This is a genomic window from Arsukibacterium sp. (genome assembly GCF_033721375.1).
Classification (GTDB): Bacteria; Pseudomonadota; Gammaproteobacteria; order Enterobacterales; family Alteromonadaceae; genus Alishewanella.
Genome location: NZ_JAWWAP010000003.1, coordinates 51056 through 73528, shown reverse-complemented (window position 1 = coordinate 73528; position 22473 = coordinate 51056). Strand labels below are relative to the sequence as shown.

General features: G+C 51.1%; 19 protein-coding genes. 9 read left to right on the top strand and 10 right to left on the bottom strand.

All coding sequences use genetic code 11. The features are described from left to right. Position 1 precedes the first annotated feature (1 nt). Together ilvN and R3187_RS05435 are read right to left on the bottom strand one after the other, a co-directional pair. On the bottom strand, positions 2–493 hold the full coding sequence (ilvN, locus tag R3187_RS05440; RefSeq protein WP_318965692.1) for an acetolactate synthase small subunit: 492 nt from the start codon (positions 491–493) through the stop codon (positions 2–4). Between the two features lie 2 nt (positions 494–495). After that, positions 496–2235, bottom strand: coding sequence for an acetolactate synthase 3 large subunit (locus R3187_RS05435; protein WP_318965691.1), 1740 nt, complete (start codon positions 2233–2235; stop codon positions 496–498). Between the two features lie 324 nt (positions 2236–2559). Here R3187_RS05435 and R3187_RS05430 point away from each other — a divergent pair, with 324 nt between their 5' ends. Further along, complete coding sequence (locus tag R3187_RS05430) at positions 2560–3405, top strand: tetratricopeptide repeat protein (protein WP_318965690.1); 846 nt, start codon at positions 2560–2562, stop codon at positions 3403–3405. Next, on the top strand, positions 3405–4607 hold the full coding sequence (locus R3187_RS05425) for a methyltransferase (RefSeq protein WP_318965689.1): 1203 nt from the start codon (positions 3405–3407) through the stop codon (positions 4605–4607). Before R3187_RS05430 ends, R3187_RS05425 begins: the two co-directional genes overlap by 1 nt. On the opposite strand, the gene R3187_RS05420 is transcribed toward R3187_RS05425, so the two are convergent. The 3 genes from R3187_RS05420 to speA all read right to left on the bottom strand — a co-directional run bounded on the left by R3187_RS05420 (position 4604) and on the right by speA (position 8440). Then, positions 4604–5551, bottom strand: coding sequence for an acyltransferase (locus R3187_RS05420; protein ID WP_318965688.1), 948 nt, complete (start codon positions 5549–5551; stop codon positions 4604–4606). The two genes, R3187_RS05425 and R3187_RS05420, sit on opposite strands and share 4 nt — an antisense overlap. Then, positions 5551–6444, bottom strand: coding sequence for an acyltransferase (locus R3187_RS05415; RefSeq protein WP_318965687.1), 894 nt, complete (start codon positions 6442–6444; stop codon positions 5551–5553). Before R3187_RS05415 ends, R3187_RS05420 begins: the two co-directional genes overlap by 1 nt. A 109-nt stretch (positions 6445–6553) precedes the next feature. Continuing rightward, positions 6554–8440: a biosynthetic arginine decarboxylase gene (gene speA, locus R3187_RS05410; protein WP_318965686.1), complete on the bottom strand. Its 1887-nt coding sequence runs from the start codon at positions 8438–8440 to the stop codon at positions 6554–6556. A 135-nt stretch (positions 8441–8575) separates the two neighbouring features. On the opposite strand from speA, the gene speE reads away from it, so the two are divergent. The 3 genes from speE to R3187_RS05395 all read left to right on the top strand — a co-directional run bounded on the left by speE (position 8576) and on the right by R3187_RS05395 (position 12819). Beyond that, a complete protein-coding gene (gene speE, locus R3187_RS05405) occupies positions 8576–9439 on the top strand; it encodes a polyamine aminopropyltransferase (protein ID WP_318965685.1) in 864 nt (287 codons plus the stop codon). A gap of 124 nt (positions 9440–9563) precedes the next feature. Beyond that, on the top strand, positions 9564–10016 hold the full coding sequence (locus R3187_RS05400; protein WP_318965684.1) for a DUF4124 domain-containing protein: 453 nt from the start codon (positions 9564–9566) through the stop codon (positions 10014–10016). 217 nt (positions 10017–10233) lie between these two features. Then, the gene (locus tag R3187_RS05395) at positions 10234–12819 is read left to right on the top strand and encodes a TonB-dependent receptor (protein ID WP_318965683.1); all 2586 of its coding nucleotides are present in this window, start codon (positions 10234–10236) and stop codon (positions 12817–12819) included. Between the two features lie 78 nt (positions 12820–12897). Here the strand turns inward: R3187_RS05395 and R3187_RS05390 are convergent, their stop codons facing one another. Continuing rightward, complete coding sequence (locus R3187_RS05390) at positions 12898–13530, bottom strand: OmpA family protein (protein WP_318965682.1); 633 nt, start codon at positions 13528–13530, stop codon at positions 12898–12900. Between the two features lie 273 nt (positions 13531–13803). Here R3187_RS05390 and R3187_RS05385 point away from each other — a divergent pair, with 273 nt between their 5' ends. The 4 genes from R3187_RS05385 to R3187_RS05370 all read left to right on the top strand — a co-directional run bounded on the left by R3187_RS05385 (position 13804) and on the right by R3187_RS05370 (position 18594). Then, positions 13804–14274, top strand: a complete 471-nt coding sequence (locus R3187_RS05385) for a DUF4124 domain-containing protein (RefSeq protein ID WP_318965681.1) — start codon at positions 13804–13806, stop codon at positions 14272–14274. 76 nt (positions 14275–14350) lie between these two features. Continuing rightward, on the top strand, positions 14351–15457 hold the full coding sequence (proB, locus tag R3187_RS05380) for a glutamate 5-kinase (protein ID WP_318965680.1): 1107 nt from the start codon (positions 14351–14353) through the stop codon (positions 15455–15457). A gap of 61 nt (positions 15458–15518) precedes the next feature. Continuing rightward, the gene (locus R3187_RS05375; protein WP_318965679.1) at positions 15519–16595 is read left to right on the top strand and encodes a glycerol-3-phosphate dehydrogenase/oxidase; all 1077 of its coding nucleotides are present in this window, start codon (positions 15519–15521) and stop codon (positions 16593–16595) included. 88 nt (positions 16596–16683) lie between these two features. After that, positions 16684–18594, top strand: a complete 1911-nt coding sequence (locus R3187_RS05370) for a methyl-accepting chemotaxis protein (protein WP_318965678.1) — start codon at positions 16684–16686, stop codon at positions 18592–18594. An 18-nt stretch (positions 18595–18612) separates the two neighbouring features. On the opposite strand, the gene argA is transcribed toward R3187_RS05370, so the two are convergent. The 4 genes from argA to R3187_RS05350 all read right to left on the bottom strand — a co-directional run bounded on the left by argA (position 18613) and on the right by R3187_RS05350 (position 22439). Beyond that, on the bottom strand, positions 18613–19932 hold the full coding sequence (argA, locus tag R3187_RS05365) for an amino-acid N-acetyltransferase (protein WP_318965677.1): 1320 nt from the start codon (positions 19930–19932) through the stop codon (positions 18613–18615). Positions 19933–20234: 302 nt separating this feature from the next. Continuing rightward, positions 20235–21383, bottom strand: coding sequence for a glutathionylspermidine synthase family protein (locus R3187_RS05360; RefSeq protein ID WP_318965676.1), 1149 nt, complete (start codon positions 21381–21383; stop codon positions 20235–20237). A gap of 5 nt (positions 21384–21388) precedes the next feature. Continuing rightward, positions 21389–22000: a DUF1190 domain-containing protein gene (locus R3187_RS05355; RefSeq protein ID WP_318965675.1), complete on the bottom strand. Its 612-nt coding sequence runs from the start codon at positions 21998–22000 to the stop codon at positions 21389–21391. A 10-nt stretch (positions 22001–22010) separates the two neighbouring features. Continuing rightward, positions 22011–22439, bottom strand: a complete 429-nt coding sequence (locus R3187_RS05350; RefSeq protein WP_318965674.1) for a DUF350 domain-containing protein — start codon at positions 22437–22439, stop codon at positions 22011–22013. Positions 22440–22473 lie beyond the last annotated feature (34 nt).

Genomic DNA, 22473 nt, shown 5'->3' with positions numbered 1-22473 from the left:
CTTACAACGCCAGGGTTTTCTCGCCGCGGGCAATACCCGACACACCGCTGCGCACCACTTCTAATATAGCAGTGCCGGCTAATGCCTGAATAAATGCATCCAGTTTATCGCTGGTACCGACTAACTGCACCGTGTAAGTTGTAGCCGTAACATCAATGATCTGGCCGCGGAAAATATCAGCACAGCGTTTTACTTCATCGCGCGCCGCGCCGCTGGCTTTTACTTTTACCAGCATCAGCTCGCGCTCCAGATGCGGCGCATCGTTTAAGTCGGTCAGTTTGACCACTTCAATCAACTTGTGCAGCTGCTTGGTAATTTGCTCTATCACCTGATCATTACCATGGGTGACCAGGGTTAGGCGCGATAAGGTAGCATCTTCAGTAGGCGCCACAGTCAATGAATCAATGTTGTAACCACGCTGAGCAAATAAGCCAACTAAACGGGCCAGCGCACCTGATTCGTTCTCCAGCAATACAGAAATAATATGGCGCATGGTTAGGTCCTCTCTGTCTTGCTTAAAAACATGTCATTCATCGAGCCACCCGGGATCTGCATCGGATAAACGTGCTCTTTCGGGTCAATATGAATATCGAGAAACACCAGCTTGTCTTTCAGAGCAAAGGCCCGCTCCAGCGCCGGAATAAGCTGTTCTGGTTCAGTTACCCGGATGCCGACATGGCCGTAGGCTTCAGCCAGTTTGACAAAGTCGGGCAGGGAATCCATATACGAGCTGGCATAACGTGACTCATAATTCATATCCTGCCACTGCTTAACCATGCCTAAATAACCGTTGTTCAGGTTGATGATCTTTACCCCCAAGCCATACTGCTTGCAGGTCGATAATTCCTGAATATTCATCTGAATAGAGCCTTCGCCGGTCACACACACCACATCGGCGTCGGGATAATTCAGTTTCACCCCCATTGCTGCCGGCAGACCAAAGCCCATGGTGCCAAGGCCGCCGGAGTTAATCCAGCGGTTGGGTTTATTAAAGCCATAGTACTGGGCAGCAAACATCTGGTGCTGGCCAACATCACTGCAGACATAAGCATTACCCTGGGTAATTTTACTCACCTGCTCAATAACATATTGCGGTTTCAGTAACGGGGCAGCATTGTCGTAGCGGCCACCATGTACGGCGCGCCACTCATCAATTTGCTGCCACCATTGTTTCATCGCGCTGGCGTCCAACTTCTTTTTCTTTTGCTTTAGCAGCTCCAGCATTTCAGTCAGCACCGGCTGCACCAGGCCGACAATCGGAATATGGGCATTGATGGTTTTACTGATGCTGGCCGGGTCGATATCAATATGGATAATAGTGGCATCGGGACAGAATTTTTTGGTGTTGTTGGTCACCCGATCGTCAAAGCGGGCGCCGACAGCCAGAATAAGATCGGCATGATGCATGGTCTGGTTGGCTTCATAGCTGCCATGCATACCCAGCATACCGATAAATTGCTTATCGCTGGCCGGGTAGCAGCCCAGCCCCATCAGGGTATTGGTCACCGGCAAATTCAGCAGCTGCGCCAGTTCGGTCAGCTCAACCGAGGCGCCACCCATTATTACCCCGCCACCGGCATACAAAATCGGTTTTTTCGCCGCCAGCAGCGCGGTAATCGCCTTTTTAATCTGGCCGCTATGGCCTTTTAGTTTTGGCTGATAGGAGCGCAGTTTTACTTCACTCGGGTAATGATAAGCAAAGGTCTGACTGGGGATGGTCATATCTTTCGGGATATCAATCACCACCGGCCCGGGCCGGCCGCTCTGGGCTATATAAAAGGCTTTTTTAATAATGGCCGGGATATCTTCCGGTCGGCGAACCGACATATTGTGCTTACAAATCGGCCGTGAAATACCGAGCATATCGGTTTCCTGAAACGCATCGTCACCAATTAAATGGCTCATTACCTGGCCGGTCAGCACCACCATTGGGATCGAATCCATGTAAGCGGTGGCAATACCGGTAACTGCGTTAGTGGCGCCGGGGCCCGAGGTAACCAGCACCACCCCGGCTTTGCCACTGGCCCGGGCATAGGCATCGGCCATATGGGTTGCCGCCTGCTCGTGGCGTACCAACACATGTTTTACTTTGGTTTGCTGAAACAGGGCATCATAAATATGCAGTACAGCGCCACCAGGATAGCCATATAGATACTCTACCCCTTCATCGGCCAGCGCCCGGATAACCATAGCGGCACCCGATAACATCTCGCTTTGTTTTGTTTGGCTTGTCATGGTGTTGTCTCATAGTTTTTTATAGCAAAAGCGCACGGCCAACGCTGTGTAACCAGCATCGACTCGATAATCTGCAATACGCGTATGGTACTGCCTGTTTGCTACGTGGACGGGTTGTAAACTATGGCGCTCTTATTGTTGCTTCTTATGAAGTCGTATTATCTGAACGCTCTGATAATTTACGGGATGTCAGCGCCAATGTCGATGGTTTTTTTGGATTTGCCGCCGGCCACCGCTACCTTGTAAAATAGCAGCTGCGGCCACATAGTAATGCCATTACGGCGAAAATAGTAATGCCATTACGGCGAAATACAGGACCTCGTTATGCAAAGCCCCATTGTAGATGTCACCCTTCAGAATGCCCGCGAAATACTGGAGCAATCGAAAAACCAGCTGGTAGTGTTTCAGTTTCATTCTGCCCGCAGTGAGGGCTGCCAGCAGCTGACCCCGGTGTTACAGGCGATAGTGCAGCGTTACCCGCAGCATCTGCTACTGGCCCGGGTAGATTGTGACCAGCAGCAGGATTTAGCCATGCAGTTTGGGGTGCAGTCGCTCCCTACGGTAATGCTGATTAAAGATGGCCGGCCGGTCGATGGCTTTGCCGGTGTTGAAACCGAACAAGCAATTATGGCGCGCCTGCAGCCTTATCTGCCTAAACCGGAAGATGAGCTGATTGCCAGGGCAGAGCAGTTTCTGGCTGAACAAAACCCGGCTGAAGCGTACCCGTTGTTTAAACAGGCTGTCGATATCGCGCCAGAGCGAGCTGAGCTGAAAGTCTGGCTGGCCGACACTGCAATCAGCCTGGGCCAGTTGCCACAGGCGCAGTCTTTACTGGCAGAAATAAAACTGGCTGATCAAGACAGCGTTTATAAAGCGGTACTGGCAAAACTGGAACTGGCACTGGAAGCAGCCGATACCCCGGAAATCCGGGCACTGGAGCAAAAACTGGCTGCCAGCCCTGATGACAACAGCATTAAAGAACAGTTAGCCGTGCAGTATCAGGCAGCGCAGCGCAGTGAAGAGGCGCTGGCATTGTTGCTGGGTATCTTGCGGCAGGACTTAAACTACGGTGACAGCAAAAAACTGTTTCTGGATATTCTGGCAGCCTTGCCTAAGGGTGATGCCGTCGCCAGTCAGTACCGGCGTAAACTGTATAGTTTGTTGTATTAATGCCAGGTAACGCTGCGCTGCAGCAGGCATTTGACAGCTGCAGTGCGCTATTGACCCAATATAAGGCGTACTGGCAGCTGGTGCCTTTTGCCTGCCAGCAACTGCCCTGGGATAACCCGGCGCTGGCAGAGAAATTACTGAGCCTGCCAGAGCAGCAACTGGCGGCGATTGACCAGAGCCCGCTATTACAGCAACAGCACTTTACCGCCTTTTTCGATGATTTGTTTAAGCTCGATAGTTACCTTACCCCAGCCGACAACGGTTTGCCGGCCAGCGAGCTAAAACCGGTACCGTTCTGGTTGGCTAATGGCATTGGCGGGCGTAAGCTGCAGCAGATTGATGCATTTGCCCGTCGGCTGCCGGCAAGCACGCTGCCAATGCTGGAATGGTGTGCCGGTAAAGGCCATCTGGGCCGGTTGCTGGCCTGGCAGTTGCAGCGACCGGTAACCAGTATTGAATGGCAGCAGCAACTGTGTGCCGATGGCAGTGCGCTGGCCAGCCAGTTTCAGATCCCGCAACGTTTTGTTCATGCTGACGTGCTGACCGCTGAGGGCAGCGCTGTGCTGGCACCGCAGCAGCAAGTGCTGGCGCTACATGCCTGTGGTCAGCTGCATATTAAGTTACTGCAACAAGCGGTAGCGACCGGTTGCCAGCAATTGAATATTGTACCCTGCTGTTATCATTTAATTCCGGATGAGCATTATCAGCCGTTATCGACGCTTGGCCAGCAACATGATTTAGTGCTGAGCCAGCATGATTTAAAACTGGCGGTGCAGGGTCAGGTAACCGCCGGCGCCCGGATTGAAAAACTGCGGCATACCGAAGTGCAATGGCGTCTGGCCTATCAGGCGCTGCGCGCTGATCTTACCGGTGAGACTGACTACCGACCGTTGTCGTCCGTTGCCAAGCACTGGTTCAGTGGCGACTTTGCGGAATTTGGCCGCTGGGCGGCGGAGCAGCATCAGCTGCCGCTGCCAGCAGTACCAGACTGGCAGCATTATTTGCAGCAAGGGGCAGCGCATGCCGCGCTGGTGCGGCGGATTGAACTGGTCAGGCATTTGTTCCGGCGGCCACTGGAACTGTGGCTGATGCTGGATCGGGCATTATTTTTAGAACAGTATGGCTATCAGGTTACACTGGCTGCATTTTGTGACTATCAGGTTACACCGCGCAACCTGCTGTTGCAGGCTGAACGACATTAAAGCTGCGGTCCTGCCCGGCAGGCCAGTTGCTGTTCGGTAGCAGTTAGCTGCTCCTGCTGGTAAAACGCCTGAATATGCTGATCTTTGGCCTGCCAGCGCTGATTTAACCACAATTGAAAGCGCTCACGAAACGCCGGATCATTAAAATAATCGCCAATCACCTGCTCATCAACTGCCAGTACATCGGCTTTAATAACAATCCGTTTCAGCCGGCCCATCAGCATATCCAGCGCAACGTGTTGCTGGTTATCGGGGTAAATTAAGGTTAAATCCAGAATAGCATTAAACTGCTCGCCCATGCTGGCCAGGGTAAAGGCAATGCCACCGGCTTTGGGGGGGAGCAGGTACTGAAACGGACTTTTCCTGGCCAGGCGCTTTTGTTCGGTACAGCGGCTGCCCTCAACGAAATTAATAATGGTAGTAGGCACTGTTAAAAATTTGGCGCAGGATTTACGGGTAGTCGCAATGTCTTTACCTTTTAAATGCGGGTTCTTCGCCAGCGTTGCCGCACTGTAGCGCTTCATATAGGGCATATCGAGTGCCCAGCAACCAGTGCCTAAAAAAGGTATCCACTTTAGCTGATCTTTTAAGAAAAACTTTGGCTCAGGAATAAGCTTATGAGCAAAACCACTGACTACCGGAATATCCAGCCAGCTTTTGTGGTTGGCTATCAGCAGGTACCAGCTTTCCCGGTCCAGCGTTTGCTCGCCACTGATTTGCCAGTCAACATCATTAAATACGTTAATCAGGCCGGTATTGACAATGGTCCAGCCACGGAAGCAACTGCGACCGGCCATTGCCAGCACTCTGTGCGCGCCTTTAAACGGCAGGAGCAATTTAAAAATGCCAATGGGCGTAACGACAATACCCCAGAACGCCAGATTCAGCGCAAAGCAACTGAAGCTGATCGGTAACAGTAACCAACCGGGTAAAAAACTTAACATCAGGCTACTCCTTTTTGCGCTAATGCGGCCAACTCCTGATCTTTCTGTTGCCACAACTGATTTACCCACTGCTGAAAGTGCTGGCGGTAAATCGGGTCGTTATAGTCGCCAATCAAATCGCTGGTGATCGGTAATACATTAATGTTGACTGTTATATCACGAACTTTGCCGGAAATATAATCCCAGAAACTGGGGATCCCCTGCGGATAATAGATGGTGACATCCAGCATTTTATGTAGCTGATTGCCCATCGCGCCCAGTACAAATGCCACGCCACCGGCTTTCGGTTTTAACAGCCGGTTGAACGGTGATTGCTGCTGCTGATGCTTGTGTCTGGTGAAGCGGGTACCTTCGACAAAATTCATGATAGTGGACGGTTTAAACTGAAATTTCTGACAAGCCCGGCGGGTGGTTTCAATGTCTTTGCCCTGCAAATGCGGGTTTTTCAGCAGAAAATTTTTGCTGTAGCGCTTCATAAACGGAAAATCGAGCGCCCACCAGCAGATGCCGAGCAGTGGCACGTATAACAGTTCTTTTTTCAGGAAAAATTTAATAAACGGAATTTTGCGGTTAAAAATGTTCTGCAATACCAGGATATCAGCCCAGGACTGATGGTTAGCCAGGATCAGGTACCAGTCTTTGCGGGATAATTGTTCCAGCCCCTGCACGTTCCAGCGGATCCGGGTAAACAGAGCAGTAGTGAAATTATTGACACTAATCCAGGCCACGGCGCAGGCGTCCAGCAGGTAGGTCATCCAGCTTTGCCAGCGTTTAACAGGGGGCAGCTTCAGCACGGCCAGCAAGACTACCGGTACAAACCAGAACAGGGTATTAAAAAAATACAGTAATACCGACAACACGCCAACCAAGGGCTTGGGAAGAAAAGATAACATAGCACACCTGATTTTTCAGAGCTGCCGTTACCGGCAACAGAAATAAGCCTGAGACAAACAGAGCAGCTTAATGCTGCTCTGTACTCGTCCGATCAGTGGCTATTCTAGCCTAATCTTCGAAATAGGTATAACCATAAACGCCGGATTTAAGCTCATCCAGCAACGCGTCTTTCTGTTCAGCGCTCATATCAAGCTTCGCCAGCTGCTTACTGTATGACATCAGCAGTTTTGTGGCATCAAACTGCACATAACGCAGCACGTCGGCCACCGTGTCACCTTTGATAATGTTGGTCAGCTTATAACCACCGTCATCGGTCAGTTCAACATGCACAGAGTCGGTGTCGCCAAACAGGTTATGCAAATCACCGAGGATTTCCTGATAGGCACCGACCATAAACATGCCAAGTAAATACTGCTCGTCTTCTTTGTATACCGGCAGTGGCAGGCTCGACTCGATCCCGTTACCGTCGGCATAACTCTTCAGCTGGCCGTCAGAGTCACAGGTGATATCCTGAATAATCGCCCGGTGATCCAGTGGCTCCAGCATTCGTTCCAGCGGCATTACCGGAAACAGCTGGTCAATACCCCAGGCGTCGGGCATCGACTGAAACAAGGAAAAGTTAACGAATAATTTATCGGCCAGTTTTTCGTTCAGTTCGTCATGGATTGCCCGGTGCGAGCGCGCCGATAAATCCAGATTAGCCCGCACTTTATTAATGGTGGCAAAGTAAATTTGTTCCAGCAACGACCAGTCCTGCAGCGTCAGTAAGCCATGCACGTACTGAGCATGGGCATCAGTAAAGTAGTGAATCGCATCATGATAGGCTTCAACTGCCGAACGTGGCGTAACGTTCTGGTAGGCTTCCCATAAACCTAAAATCACAGTGGGCGCATCTTCGCTTGGCTCGGGCAGGTTCACCAGGCCCGGCGCCCGCTCAATATCAATAGCATCAGTAACCAGTACCGCATGGTGAGCTGTCATCGCCCGGCCCGATTCGGTAATAATATTCGGGTGCGGTAAGTCGTACTCGTCACACACTTCTTTTAAGCCATTTACCACATTGCGGGCATATTCCATCATGGTGTAATTCATTGAACAGGCTGAACGCGATTTAGAGCCTTCATAATCAACCCCTAAACCACCGCCCACGTCGACAGTAGTAATCGGCACGCCCAGGGTGCGCAGCTCAGCGTAATGACGGGCGCACTCGCGGATAGCATTATGAATATCGCGGATATTGGCAATTTGTGAGCCGATATGAAAGTGTACCAACTGCAGTAAATCCAACTTGCCGGCAGCACGCAGCACCTCAATAGCCTGCAGTACCTGAGTAGCCGTTAAACCAAATTTACCTTTTTCACCGCCGGTATTCTGCCACTTGCCTTTACCGACCGAGTTTAAGCGGATCCGGATACCGATGCGCGGTGCCGCGCCTAAATTATCAATTTCCCGCAGCAGGGTTTTCAGCTCAGATAACTTTTCCACTACCACATAAACCGTGTGGCCCATCATCTGGCCAATGGTCGCCAGTCGTAAAAATTCACTGTCTTTATAGCCGTTACAGACAATCTGCAGTGGCTTTTCGGTCACACCCAGAATGGCCATCAGTTCAGGCTTACTGCCGGCCTCCAGACCCACTTTACCGCTTTCATGGCTGATTAAACGCTTAACCACAGAAAACTGCTGGTTAACTTTTATCGGGTACACAGCGGTATACTGGCCCTGATAATCTTTTTCGGCCTTGGCATTTCGAAACGACTTGATCAGGGTATCAACCCGGTGCTGCAATATATCGGTAAAACGCACCAGTACCGGCAGAGTCAGCCCTTCTTCTTTGAAGCGGTTGGTCAGCTCAGGAAAGCTGATCCCCGCTTTGCTGTGATCCTGATCCGGATAGGCAATTAAGTTGCCATCCTGGTTCACATCAAAGTAGCCTTCACTCCACACGGCAACGTTATAAATAGAACGTGCTTTTTCAATACCCCAATCAGCCATTACGATTCCTTAAAAATTTCTCTGTCAGATAGTGTAAAGCCTATGCCGGTAAGCTGCAGCAAAAAACGATAAAAATTTGTTTGTTGCCGCCCATACAGGCAAAATACGCGGTCTATACGTTTAAGGGGGATTAAGATGTCAGTATTTGATGACAAAAAGTGGCTGACCGAAGTTTTTGCCGACAGCGGCAGTGTGTTTGGTCTGGCTATTACCAAAAAACTGGATGAAGTGCAGTCGCCATTCCAGAAAATTGCGATGTATGAAACCAGCCATTTTGGTAATTTAATGGTGATTGACGATGTGATCATGCTCAGCAGCCGCGATAACTTTTTGTATCATGAAATGCTGAGCCATCCGGTATTGTTTACCCACCCTGATCCGAAAAATGTGGTGATCATCGGTGGCGGCGATTGCGGTACCCTGCGTGAAGTATTAAAGCACCCTGGGGTGGAAACGGTAACCCAGATCGATATTGACGAGCAGGTCACCCGGATGGCAGAAAAATACTTTCCGGAGCTGTGTGCATCGAATAATGACCCGCGGGCAACCCTGCAGTTTGCCGATGGTATTAAGTTTATGCGTGAAGCAGCGGCCGGCTCGGTCGATGTAATTATTGTCGACTCGACCGACCCTATTGGCCCGGGCGAAGGCTTATTTAACCGGGCGTTTTATGCCAGCTGTCTGCAGGCACTGCGCTCAGGGGGTATTCTGGTGCAACAGAGTGAATCGCCGCTAATTCATATGCCGTTGCTATCAGCAATGCGTCAGGCCATGAGTGATGCGGGCTTCGCTGCGCTACAGACCCTAAATTTCCCGCAAATGGTCTATCCGTCAGGCTGGTGGACCTGCACCTTAGCCCGCAAAGATGCCGCTTTTAATGGCTTTCGGGAAGCCGATGCCCAACAGGCTCCTTTTGCCACGGAATATTACAATGTGGACATTCATAAAGCCGCTGGCGCCTTGCCAAACTTTATGAAAAAAGCTCTGCAAACCAACTAAATTAGACTTTGAAGTAGACTAAACGACTTAACACCAGCTGAAGGCAAAAAATAAATAACAAACAAGGCTTGCTTAATTGGCAAGCCTTTTGTACATTTATTGCTCATAAAAAGGGTGAAGTAATATGAGATACTTGTCGTTATTATTTTTTGGGGCGTTTTCAGCGCAGGCGACGGTGTATAAATGTGAAACAAATGGCGTGGTTGAATTCAGCCAGTTTCCATGTGCCAAGGATGCTGAAGCAGTTGATATGCGGCCGGTTGGTACCGCCCTGGTTGGTACACCAGGAGAGTTCCGGCAACAGGTCGATGCGGTAAAACGCAAAACTCGTTTTGTTGAATTTCAGATTGCTAAACTTGAACAGGAAAAAGCCCTGTTACTCGAAGAGCTTAAAGCAGAGCAGTATAAGCTCAGACGTAGTTTCCCCCGGGCAGAAGAAGTTGCCGCTATTGCCCAGAAGATTGAACGTACCGAACAACGTTTTGCTGAGCGCATCAGTGCCGAACGCGCTACCCTGCGTGGTTTGCAAGCACAAGTGGTAACGCTGGAGCGACAGTACGCTCAGGCAACAAATTAGCAGTATTGCTTACTGATACCCGCTGTTTAAAAAGGGTTGTTGTTAACAAAAAGGCTCCGCATCGCGGGGCTTTTTTTGTATTTAACGTTTTGTATTGCTCCGGTAACGCCCTTCACATTTAATTTATGTTTCTCAGTGTTAATTCTATGTTTTTTATGCTAAACCATGTTTGCTATTTAGGCTGTTGAACGCAACACAAATAACAATAAGGAAGCATATGAACACGTTATTTAAATATTCACTTTGTGCGCTGGCAGTAAACGCTCTGGTTTATAGCGAAACAACTGCAGCTCAGCAGAGCGCTGAGCAAGCTGATTCACAACAGGTTGAACGAATTGAAGTTACCGGTTCCCGCATTAAACGTAATGATCTGGAAGGCGCCGCCCCTATTTCGGTAATCAGCCGGGACGAAATTGCCAAATCAGGCTTTGCCAATTTACAGCAGTTGCTGGAAAGAACGCCGGTTGCTGGTACCGGTACCTTTTCTACCCGGGGCAACAATCAGGATTCAACCGCTAATGGTGGTGCCGCCATCAGTTTGCGCGGCTTTGGTTCTGATGCCACTTTGGTCCTAATCAATGGCCGCAGAGTGGCTATCAGTGCTTTTGCAGAGAATATTGCCAATTCGTTTGTCGATATTAACAGTATTCCGGTAGCCGCTATTGAGCGGATTGAAATTTTGAAAGATGGCGCGTCAGCTGTGTATGGTTCAGATGCGGTGGCCGGTGTTGTTAATATTATTTTGCGCAAAAACTTTGATGGCGCCGAACTCAGTGTCAGCCATGGTGGCACGACGGGGCCGTCATATGATGAAACATCAGCCAGTCTGGTCTGGGGCACGGAAACAGATGATGCCAATGCCACCCTTATTCTGGATTATTTCAAAAATACCGTGATCACCGGGGCTGAAATGGGTCGGTTTGGCACGGCAAATCAGGAGCCCTATGGCGGCCTGGATTTACGCTCGTCGCGGGGCTTTCCCGGCAACTTTATTGTCAATGGCGAAACCCGGATTGATCCGGGTTGCCCGGCAGATCAGGCATTTGGTCAAACCTGTGTATTTGACTACGGCCCCTTTGGTATGGTGGTACCGGCTGCAGAGCGGGTTGGTGCTATTTTTCAGGGCAGCCAGCAATTTACTACGGGCTTGCAGGGCTATGTCGAGCTGGCAGTGCAACATAACCGTTCGCAGGCGTCAGGTGCGGCCACACCGCTGGACGGTGATGCCGGTTTAACGGTGCCTGCGTCTCATCCGAATAATCCGTTTGGTGAAGATATCGCCATAAACCGTTTCCGGACGGTTGATGCCGGGCCACGGGTCTGGGATATAGAATCTGACTCATTGCGGCTGGTAGTGGGGCTGCGCGGTCAGTTACAAAACTGGGACTGGGATGTTTCAGCTCAGAAAGGCCGCAGTGAGTCTATGCAAACGGGCAGTAAGCAACAAGGCTGGGTGCGCACCGATTTTTTGCAGGAACAAATAAATCTGGGCAATTATAATCCGTTTGGTGGTGTGTATAACTCAGCGGAAGTGATTGATGCGATAACCACCTCATTGGTTCGCCGCGGTGAGTCGCATATTACCGCTTACGATGCCAGTATCAGTGGTGAGGCCTTTGCGCTCGGTGATCAGATGGTGTCATTAGCTGCCGGGGTGGAGTATCGGGAAGAAGATGCATTCGACCAGCCGGATGATCAATTTCAGCGTGGGCTGATTTTCGGTACAGAGTCGGTGTCGGCTCAGGCCGAACGAGATCAATATGCCGCCTATGTTGAATTTTTGGTACCTGTCTCTGACTATCTGGAGTTTACTGTTGCGGGGCGGTACGATCATTACAGTGACTTTGGTTCTACCACCAATCCACAACTGGCGATGAAATGGCGACCGCTGGAGAACTTTACCTTACGGGCATCTTTTGGTCAGGGCTTCCGGGCGCCATCACTGGCACAGATTGGTCTGGGGCCATCGCAGGAATCGGTATTTTTTACCGATACCTTTCGCTGTCCAACCGCTGATCCAGCTAACCCGGCCTGTGCTGCCACCGACTACACCATCGTTTTTGTTGGTAGCGAGGGGCTGAAACCTGAAGAGTCAGAGACCTTCAATATTGGCGCAGTATGGCAGGTGAGTGATGAGTTTGATGTGTCGGTCGATATCTGGAGTATCACCCAGGACAATAAAATTGATAAAAATGATTTTCAGAATGTGTATAACGCCGAATGTAATAACCAGAACAGCACGGTTTGTGTACGCTTAGATCCGTTGCCGGGACAAACACTGGGTGAATTGTCCAGGTTGTTTAACAGCTATGTTAACGTTAGCTCGCAGGAAGCGACCGGTCTGGATCTGTCCACATCTTACCGCCTGGCGTTACAGGATATGGGGCAGGTAAGGTTTAATCTCGACTGGTCCTATATCAGTAAGTTTGAGAAAGATGGTATTGACTATGCTGGCGAGTATAACTACCCGCAGCACCGCTGGTTGGCAGCAGCAGACTGGAGCCATGGTGACTGGGGTGTGGTAACCAGCCTGAGTTATATTGGTGAATTTGAAGATTATGCTGCGCCAAGTGACGTAGAAAATACCTCGACCCGGTCAATCAGTGCCCAAATGCTGTTAGATGTGCAACTTCGCTACAGCCTGAATGATAAGACGCAACTGGTGCTGGGTATGAACAACGCCCTGGATGAGGATCCACCGTTCGCTATTGGTGATGGCGATGCCGATTTATATGGTTATGCGTCGCGGGTGCACAACCCACGTGGTCAGTTTGTTTATGGCAAAGTGAGCTATCGCTTTTAATTGCCGGCATTAACAGCCACACCAAACTAAAACAGCGCCCTCTGGCGCTGTTTTCTTTTTACTTACTATCAGTAACCGTTATTCAACTATTGGTTCAATATGAATTTCTACCCGGCGGTTCTGGGCCCGGTTAGCATCTGACGTGTTAGGTACTGCCGGGTAATTCGGACCATAACCCTGAGTTTCCAGCCGGATCGGCTGAACATTCTGCGCTACTAAATAGTTTTTTACGGCGTCAGCCCGGGCCATCGACAGATTCATATTGTACTGATAAGGACCGGTATCATCGGTATGACCAGCAATAACCAGCATGGTTTTTTCATACTGACGCAGTACTTTGGCAATATCATTAAAAACGGGATACAAATTAGCTTTGATATCTGAACGGTTAATATCAAACGTCAGCTGGGCCGGAATATCCAGTTTTAATATATCGCCATCGCGGATAACCTTTACTCCCGAGCCACTAAGCTCTTCGCGGAGCTCTTTTTCCTGCTTGTCCATATAACTACCCACTGCTGCACCGGCCAGCGCGCCAACCGCTGCGCCAATTACCAGGCGCTTGTCTTTATGGTTGCCGGTCGCTTTGCCGGCAATGGCACCGGCTACTGCACCAATAGCTGCTCCTCTGGTGGCATTCGACTGGTTTGCACAGCCGGCTAACACCAGACTGGCGGCAAGGGTAGTAACGGCAAAAGACATCAATTTCATAGCAAAGCTCCTTAGAATTATTAAGAGAGCTTAACACTGTTCTCTGAATTGCTGCTGAACTTCATTTATTACTTAATTGTGTGTGTTTTGTTTACGAATACAGCAAGAAGTATTATGTAGACTTAATGTAAATAGAATTCCCTTTGGCCGGTTTTTTGGGTAAGGTAAGCAGGATTTGGGTAGCAAGAATGGCTGCCTGCTGTTTAGGGACAACCAGGACAAATTGAAATGATAACTATAATTCGTTGTTTTTGCTTGATATTGGTTTTGGGGTTGACGACGGAAGTTGATGCCAGCGTATTTAAATGCACTGCAGCAGATGGCAGTGTGGTATTTCAGGGCTCACCCTGTGTTACCGGTGACGAAGAAGCACAGATTAACATGTTGTTCGGTGAGCGCGAAGCGCGCGATCCCTTGCCTTTACTGGCTGGCAGCTGGTGCGAACTGGGTACGTCCAAGGTGCTGGACGGTACGGTTTATCGCGATGAAACGTTAAGTAAAACCTGGGTATTTGCTGAAAATAAGATGACTCAGCACATTCAGCAGGGACAGCGCCAGGATACGTTTAACTATAATATCCGCCAACAAACGGGCAACTTTGTCATTGACCATCCGGCATTTGGCAGTGGTCAGGTAAGCTGGCATGTGCGCCGGCATACTGAAAATGAATTAGTTATCGCTGCCTATGGCAATTTTACCCATCTGACGGCCGGAGAGTGTAACGTGGCTATGGTGCGCAACTAACAAGCGTAATTAAATAGTTATAGACATATAGACGCCTGAATCGTAAGCTGCTGCCATCATTCAGCGGGAGTGTGTTATGGCTTTTGCGTCCTGGCGTCGAATCGTTATTAAAGTAGGTAGTGCCTTAATTGCGCCTGCTGCACATGGCTGTTCCACCCGTTATCTGTTAACCATCGCTCGTTTTATTGCCGAATGCCGTCTGGCAGGCAAAGAAGTCGTGCTGGTCTCTTCCGGCAGTGTCGCTGCCGGGCGCAATGCCATCATTGCCAAGCAGCAGCCGTTGCCAATTAACATTAAACAGGCCATGGCCGCGGTTGGCCAGAGCCGGATGATGGCTTGCTGGAGCCAGCTGTTCGACTTCGATTGCGCCCAAATTTTACTGACCCACGACGACCTGCAACATCGCCGCCGCTATCTGAATATCGATAATACTCTGCGCACACTACTGGCTAATCGGGTGCTGCCTATCGTTAATGAAAACGACTCAGTGGCAACGGCAGAGCTGAAGCTGGGAGATAACGATAACCTGGCGGCATTGGTGGCAATAGTGGTGGATGCCGATGTATTGCTGATTTGTTCAGACATTGATGGTTTGTACACTGCCAACCCCAGACTGGTGCCGGATGCCCGGCATATCAGCGAAGTAGCGGCAATAACCCCTGCTATTTACAGCATGGCCGGCGGCAGCCATCATGCCATTGGCACCGGCGGCATGCTGACTAAAATTCAGGCAGCAGAAAAAGCAACCAAGGCGGGTATTGATACCCTGATAATAAATGGTCAGGATCCGGGCAGTTTTGAGCGGTTGCTGGCTGGCACTTCGGCCGGTACCCGTTTTGTCCGGCAACAAGACCGGCTGAGCGCCAAAAAACACTGGTTATTGAATACGCTGAAGCAGCAAGGTGTAGTGGAAATTGACACCGGTGCCTGTACTGCTTTACAACAGAAAGGTGCGTCGTTACTTGCCAGTGGTATTGTCAGCTGCACTGGCAGCTTTGACAAAGGCGATGCCCTGCTGATCACCGGGCCGCAGCAGCAGCCTCTGGCAAAAGGGATCAGTCAGTACAGCTCACAGGAACTGAGCCTGATAAAAGGCCTGCATAGTAAAGATATCGCTGCGGTGCTCGGCTGTTGTCCCAGTGAAGAGGTTGTACACCGGAATGATTTGGTATTGCTCTGCTAGGCGTTTAGGTTAAGCTGCAAAATCAGCTTATCCGGGTAAGACCACAGCAAAGGAGCCGTTTATGAAGCTGGCGATTGTAGGTGGAGGCATTAATGGCTTATCCAGTGCCTGGCAATTAGCGCTGGCAGGCCATCAGGTTACCCTGTTTGAACGCGATACCTTGATGGCGGCAACCAGCAGTGCATCTTCTAAATTACTGCACGGTGGTTTACGTTATCTGGAGCAGGGCGAATTCAGGCTGGTACGGGAAGCATTGCAGGAGCGGCGCTGGTGGCTGAAAAAAGCACCGCAGCTGACCCGGCGCCTGCCGATATTGTATCCTGTTTACCGTGATTCACGCCGGCCCCGCTGGCAACTGAAAATTGGCCTCTGGTTATACGACAGTTTTGCCGGGCGTAAGGGTATTGGCCGGCATCGCTGGCTGACTGCCGGCCAGACGCTGCGCTGCTCGCCTCATTTAAAAGCGGAAGGTTTAACCGGTTCCTATCTGTTTTTTGATGGCCAGATGGACGATCGTAAACTTGGCTTGTGGATGGCCGCGCAATGCAGCAAAGCCGGCGTACAGCTGGCAGAGCATAGCCCGGTTTTAAAGGTCAGCACCGATGCCCGGATTCTGCTGGCCAGCGGTTGGCAGCAGTATGACCGGGTTATTAATGTGGCGGGGCCCTGGAGCCAGCAGCTGCTGGCACAATCAGGCCTTAAGCAGCAACCGCTCGATCTGGTGCGTGGCAGTCATTTACTGTTGCCACCAATAGGCCGTTACGGCCATATGCTGGAAGTGCCGGCTGAAGCACGCATCGTTTTCGTGCTGCCCTATCAGGGCAATACCCTGCTTGGTACCACCGAGGTTCGTCAGCAACTGGATGAGCCCATCAAATGCTCGGCGGACGAACGGGACTATTTACTGGCTACCTATAACCACTACTTTCAACCGGCGGTTCAGTACAACAGCGTGCTGGCTGACTTTGCCGGTGTGCGGCCGTTACTTGGTGGCAGCGAAAATGCCAGTAAAGCCAGCCGGGAATATCAGCTGAACTGGCAGGGACAGCTGCTGACTGTTTCCGGCGGTAAATGGACTACCGCCCGCGCATTGGCCAGCCAGGTTCGGCAAGCTGTTTCTGAAAGTATTACAAAGTAATTTTGCGATTTTTGTTGTGATAAAAGCTCGCATTGTCATCTGAATTCAGTATGATTTCTGCCATGGAAATAGCCATTAAGGGGTTGGCATGGTTTCGTCTTTTAACAAGATGACAGTTAAACAGCAATTTGTGCTGGTATTGGTTTTACTGATATTACTCAGTTCAGTACTGAGCGGCGTACTCGCGTATCGGCAGGCGAAACAGCTGGTGGTAAACCGGATGCTGCAGCATGAAATGCCTGCAGTGGTGCGTCAGATTAGCCAGAGTCTGGAAGGCCAGGTAAGCCAGATGACCACGGCAACCCGCCAGCTGGCTGAAAACCCATATATTTTGCAATGGGCCGATCAAGGGTTTCCCAGCCAGCAAGAGCCTCTGCTGTTGCAGCAGATCCGCAATGTTAAAAATCAGCTTGGACTGGACGCCGCATCATGGGCAGACCGGCAAACCGGCCGCTACTGGAATCAGGAAGGTTTTCTGCGGGTGCTGAATCAGCAGCAAGATGGCTGGTTTTTTGCGTTCAGAGACTCTGCAGCAGCCACCAACGTCAGCTTGTTTACTGAGCCTGGTGGCAAGGTAAGAATGTTTGTTAATTATCAGCAGGTAAATGGTCGCGGCTTATCGGGTATAGCGGTATCGCTGCAACAAATGGTCGATTATCTCAGAGGAGTGCGGATTGCCGATACTGGCCTGGCTTATCTGGCCGACGGCGACGGTAATATTGTCATTCACCCCGACACCAGCCTGATTGGCCAGCAAACCATGACGCAGCTGTACGGCAGTAATGTCACCCGGCAATTGGCAGCGGGCAGCGCCTTACGCACCCAGATTACCGACAATTTATTGCTGGTTAGTGTGCCGGTGCAGGGTACGGTCTGGTCTGTGGTGGCGCAGGTACCGCTGGCTGAAGTACTGGCTCCGGTGCGGCAATTGCGTAATACCTTGTTGTTAACGGGCTTGGCGGCCACCCTGATTGCGGCTTTGCTGGCCTGGTTACTGGCCAGTTCTTTAACCCGCCGTTTGCATTCTGTGGCAGAAACCCTGCAAAACATTGGCGAGGGCGAAGGGGATTTACGGCAACGCTTACCGGCAGATGGCGCCCTGGAAGTCAGACAGATAGGTAGCGGCTTTAATAATTTTGTCGAAAAAATTCATGGTCTGATTACCCGGTTACATCAGCAAAGCGAACAATTACAGCAGTCCGCTACTCAGGTAGATGACAGTGCCAGCCAGAACCGTGATCTGGCGCAGGAGCAGCGTGACAAGCTAGGCGGTATTGCCACAGCAATTGAAGAGTTATCTAACACAATAAGCGCCGTGGCGGGCAATGCCGCAAAAGCAGCAGATACCGCCGAACACACTAATCAGAACGCCAGCCGGGGGCTTGCCGTTATCAGTAACACCAGCCAGAGCCTGCAAAAATTAACCGCTGAGGTTGATCATATAGCGGCTGTCGTCACCACGCTTGCTAAAAACAGCGATAAAATCGGCGGCATTCTTAATGTTATTCGTGCTATTTCCGAGCAAACCAATCTGCTGGCGTTAAATGCGGCAATCGAAGCCGCGCGGGCGGGTGAGCATGGACGTGGCTTCGCTGTTGTTGCCGATGAAGTGCGGCAACTTGCGCAACGTGCCGCCAGCGCTACCGATGAAATTCAGCAGATGATTAATCAGTTACAAACAGAATCGCAGCAGGCGGTGGGGGCCGCTGAGCAGGGAAAACAACAAGCCAGCGAGAGTGCTCAGGCTATGCTGCAGGCCACGGCAGAGTTACAACATATTGTCGACGGTATTCGTGAGCTGGACCAGCTGAACCGGCAGGTAGCGACCGCGACAGATGAGCAGGCGGCAGTGGTACAACATCTGGGGCACAGTGTGCACAATGTGGCCCAGCTGGTCGATGACAGCACGGCTTCCGCCACTAAACTGGCGGACTTCAGCGTAAAATTGCGCCAGTTATCCGGTGAATTAAACCGGCTGATAGACCGGTTTATTGTTTAGCAGCTGGCGGTGGCGGCGTTACAGGGTTATCGCCAGGATCTTTGAGCGACGCTGATAATTATACAGCTGCTTTTTCTGGCTGGGTAAATCATCAACGGTAACCAGCTCAAAGCCCTGCTCTAAAAACCAGTGAATGCTGCGGGTGGTCAGGGCAAACACTTTGTCATAGCGACGCTGGCGGGCCTGCTGAATAATATGTTTTAACAGCAGGTAACCCCGGTCGGCATCCCGGTAGTCGGGATGCACGGCTAAACAGGCAAATTCACCGACGTTTTCATCAACAAACGGATAAAGCGCGGCACAGCCAATCACCAGGCCATCGCGCTCTATTAAGGTAAAGTAGTCAATTTCCATTTCCAGTTGCTCGCGCGAGCGGCGCACCAGCAAGCCCTGCTGCTCCAGCGGCCGGATTAAATCCAGAATGCCGCCAATATCCCGTATTGTCGCCCGGCGCAGCTTTTCAGCCGACTCGGTGACAATCTGCGTACCGATACCGTCGCGGGAAAATAACTCCTGCAACAAGGCACCGTCTTCATCATAACTGACCAAATGGCAGCGTGGTACGCCGCCACGGGTGGCTGTGATAGCTGCATGTAAAAACGCCAGGGTTCCCGGGCAGGCGCTATTATTCTGTGCCAGAGCCTGCAGCGTTGTTTCCGCTTCATTTGGCATTAGCTCGGCAATAATATCGCCGTCTTCATCCGTTATACCGCCCACCTCACTGAAACCAATCATTTTATCGGCCTTCAGTTTGATCGCCACCTGGGTAGCAATATCTTCGGCAGTCAGGTTAAAGCTTTCACCGGTTACTGACGCCGCAATCGGGCCCATCAGCACAATGCCGTTGTTATCCAGCTGGCGGCGGATACCGGTAACATCAATCCGCCGCACTTTGCCACTGTGATGATAATCAATGCCTTCATCGACACCCAGTGGCTGGGCAATGACGAAATTGCCACTTACTACGTTTATTTGCGCGCCTTGCATCGGGGTATTGCTTAAACTCATTGATAAGCGGGCGGTAATATCCAGCTGCAGTGCGCCGGCTACCTGCTTAATCAGTTTAAACGAGTCATCATCGGTTACCCGTACCCGGTTATGATACGTCGGTTCCAGCCCGGCAAGTCCCAGCGCCTGATTAATCTGTGGCCTGGCGCCATATACCAGCACAATTTTAATGCCAAGGCTGTTTAACAGAGCAATATCATTAATAATACTGCGAAAACCAGTTTGAGTAATGGCTTCGCCGCCTAGCATAACCACAAAGGTTTTGCCGCGGTGAGCATTAACATAGGGGGCAGACTGGCGAAAACCGGAGACAAGTTCAGTAGTGCGCACGGGTAAGGGGCTTCCTTCTTGCTGAAAATTAACAATCTACAGTATAAAGATGGCAGTAAGCTGACAATTTGCCAACCTTCACTGCCGTAAAATCGGCATTCTAGGTCTAAAGTGGTTTTATATCCACTTTTTAAGCATATTTATTCTTCGGTAGGTCGGTGTGCAGTTGCTGCTGGCGATTAGTTATAAAAATGGATGAATTTTAAGCCAACTCCGGTTAAGCCGGAGCATCGGATGAGCAACCAACCTTCCGACAGAAAACTGCCGAATGTGAATCGTATTCTAAGCGGCAGGCTGCATCGTCAGTCGAGGATAATATGCGGTAAAAACCGCGAGCTGTCTTTGGTGATCAGGCTGTTGTCTTCCCGGATACAGATGCCGGCAGCACTGTCGCCGACTACCCAGCTACCAATCAGTGTATAGTTATTGCCGAATTTTGGCAGTGGCGCTAGTGCCTGGCGAATATAGCCGCTGTCGGTGTAGGGGCCGTCTTCAGATAAGCGCTGGCCGCTGCTGGTGACCAGTTCAATATTGGCGCCTTCGCGCGAGAACAGGGGCTTTTTAACCCAACCCGGCTCTACCTGCTGGCTGTCGGCAAAAAACGCCGGCAATAAATTGGGGTGGCCCTGATACTTTTGCCACAGTAGCGGCAAAATACCTTTATTTGATAGCAGCAGCTTCCAGCTGGGCTCCAGCCATTGGGTTTTGCTGGTAAGAATACTGCCGGCAAACTCTTCCTGCAGCATAAACTCCCACGGATACAGCTTAAACAAGCCATTGATGGCAAAGCCATCCATATCCACCAGCTGGCCTTCAATATCGCCCAGCTGCTCCAGCTGAATATAACGGCAGTTCAGACCTGCCTGCAGCGCAATATCCATCAGGTAATCGACCGTGCCTTTATCTTCAATGCTTTCGGTTACGCTGCTGAAGTAAAACGGCTGCGCCAGCGGTAACTGGGCAAAAGCCTGCTCCAGTTTATCCTGCAATGAATTAAATTGATCGCTACCCTGCGGCAGCTGGCCCCGCATCAGCTGATCTTCCAGCCAGACCCACTGGAAAAACCCGGTTTCAAATAACGATGTGGGGGTGTCGTAATTCAGCTCCAGCAGTTTGGCCGGGCGCTGGCCATCGTAGCTGAAGTCCATCCGGCCGTATAAATGCGGCTCACCACTGCGCCAGCTGGCGGCGATATAGTCCCAGAACCGCTGAGGAATAGCCAGTTGCTGCAGCAGCTGCTCACTGGCCAGAATATCTGGCACCAGATCCAGCGCCATCTGATGCAACTCTTCAGTAGGTGCTTCCAGGTCCTGCTCAATCTGTTGCAGGCTGAACTGATAATAAGCGCTTTCATCCCAGTAGGGTTCATTATCGATAGTATGAAACTCAAACCCCACGCTGCTGGCAAAGTCCTGCCAGCCCGGGCGGGGTGATATGCTATGCCGTTTCAATGCTATCAGCCTCCGTAACTGCGGTTGGCGCTGCGCTGCGCTGCCTGGGCACCAAAACCGCCACGCCGGGCCAGCGTTGCTGGTTTAGGCTGCACTGCCGACGGCCGGATACTGGTGCTGCCCGGTTGGCTGGCTACCGCAGTGTTGGTGGCGGTGCGGAAAGTATTACGATCGTCACGCGATTTATACAGCGGCTGAGTGGGCACAGTGTTGCGCCCAGTTGCTGCCGCCGTTTGCTGACCGGTCTGGCCGGCGGCTGGCGCTAAGCCGCCACGGTTCAGCATCTGGCCGGCCATAAAGCCCATCATCATCGGCATAAAAAAGCTGCCCTGCTGATGTTGCTCAGGTGCGGTTTCACACTGGCCGGCACCAAAGTCGGCTTCGCACTCCTGCTTATTAGCATAGCGCGGCGCCACTTTCGGGTGTAATTGCGCTGCTTCGGCAAAAGCCGCCTGGCATTGTGCCGGCGGGTTATAAAAGGCCGCGCATTCTTCCGGGGTACTGAACACCTGTGCTTCAACCTGCTTTTCTGCGCAACCGTTTAAAGCCAGACCGGTTGCCGGTAACATAAAAATCAACGCGGCTTTCTGGCTGCGTTTGGTTTGGCGTAATGTCATATGCGGCTCCTTAATAGCTCATGCAGGCGGCATTTAATATGCCGACAGTAATAGAGCAACCGGCAGAATAAATACCGGCTGCCAGTTCGCCCTGCGTAATACGCTGCGGTAACTGTTTCAGGGCAGCGCTGCTTAACAGAAAGGTCAGCACCTGAACCACCAGTGCCACTGCGCCCCAGATGGCGCAGTCAAGTAATGACATCGAATGGGTAATAGCGCTGGCAAGCGGCCAGGCAAAGCCCACCAGGGCACCGCCAAACGCTATGGCTGCAGCCGGGTTATCGGCGCGGATAAGCGTGAATTCATCATGTGGTGTTACCCAGGTATAGAGCCGGATAAACAGCAGCAGCAAAATCACTGCCAGCAGGAAGTAAGCTAAAAAAGAGGGAATACCCGCCAGCGAGGTTAACGCGGTGTTTAACATAGTGCTGTTTGTCATCAAAAAATCCTGCGATTAAATGCCAGCACTGATC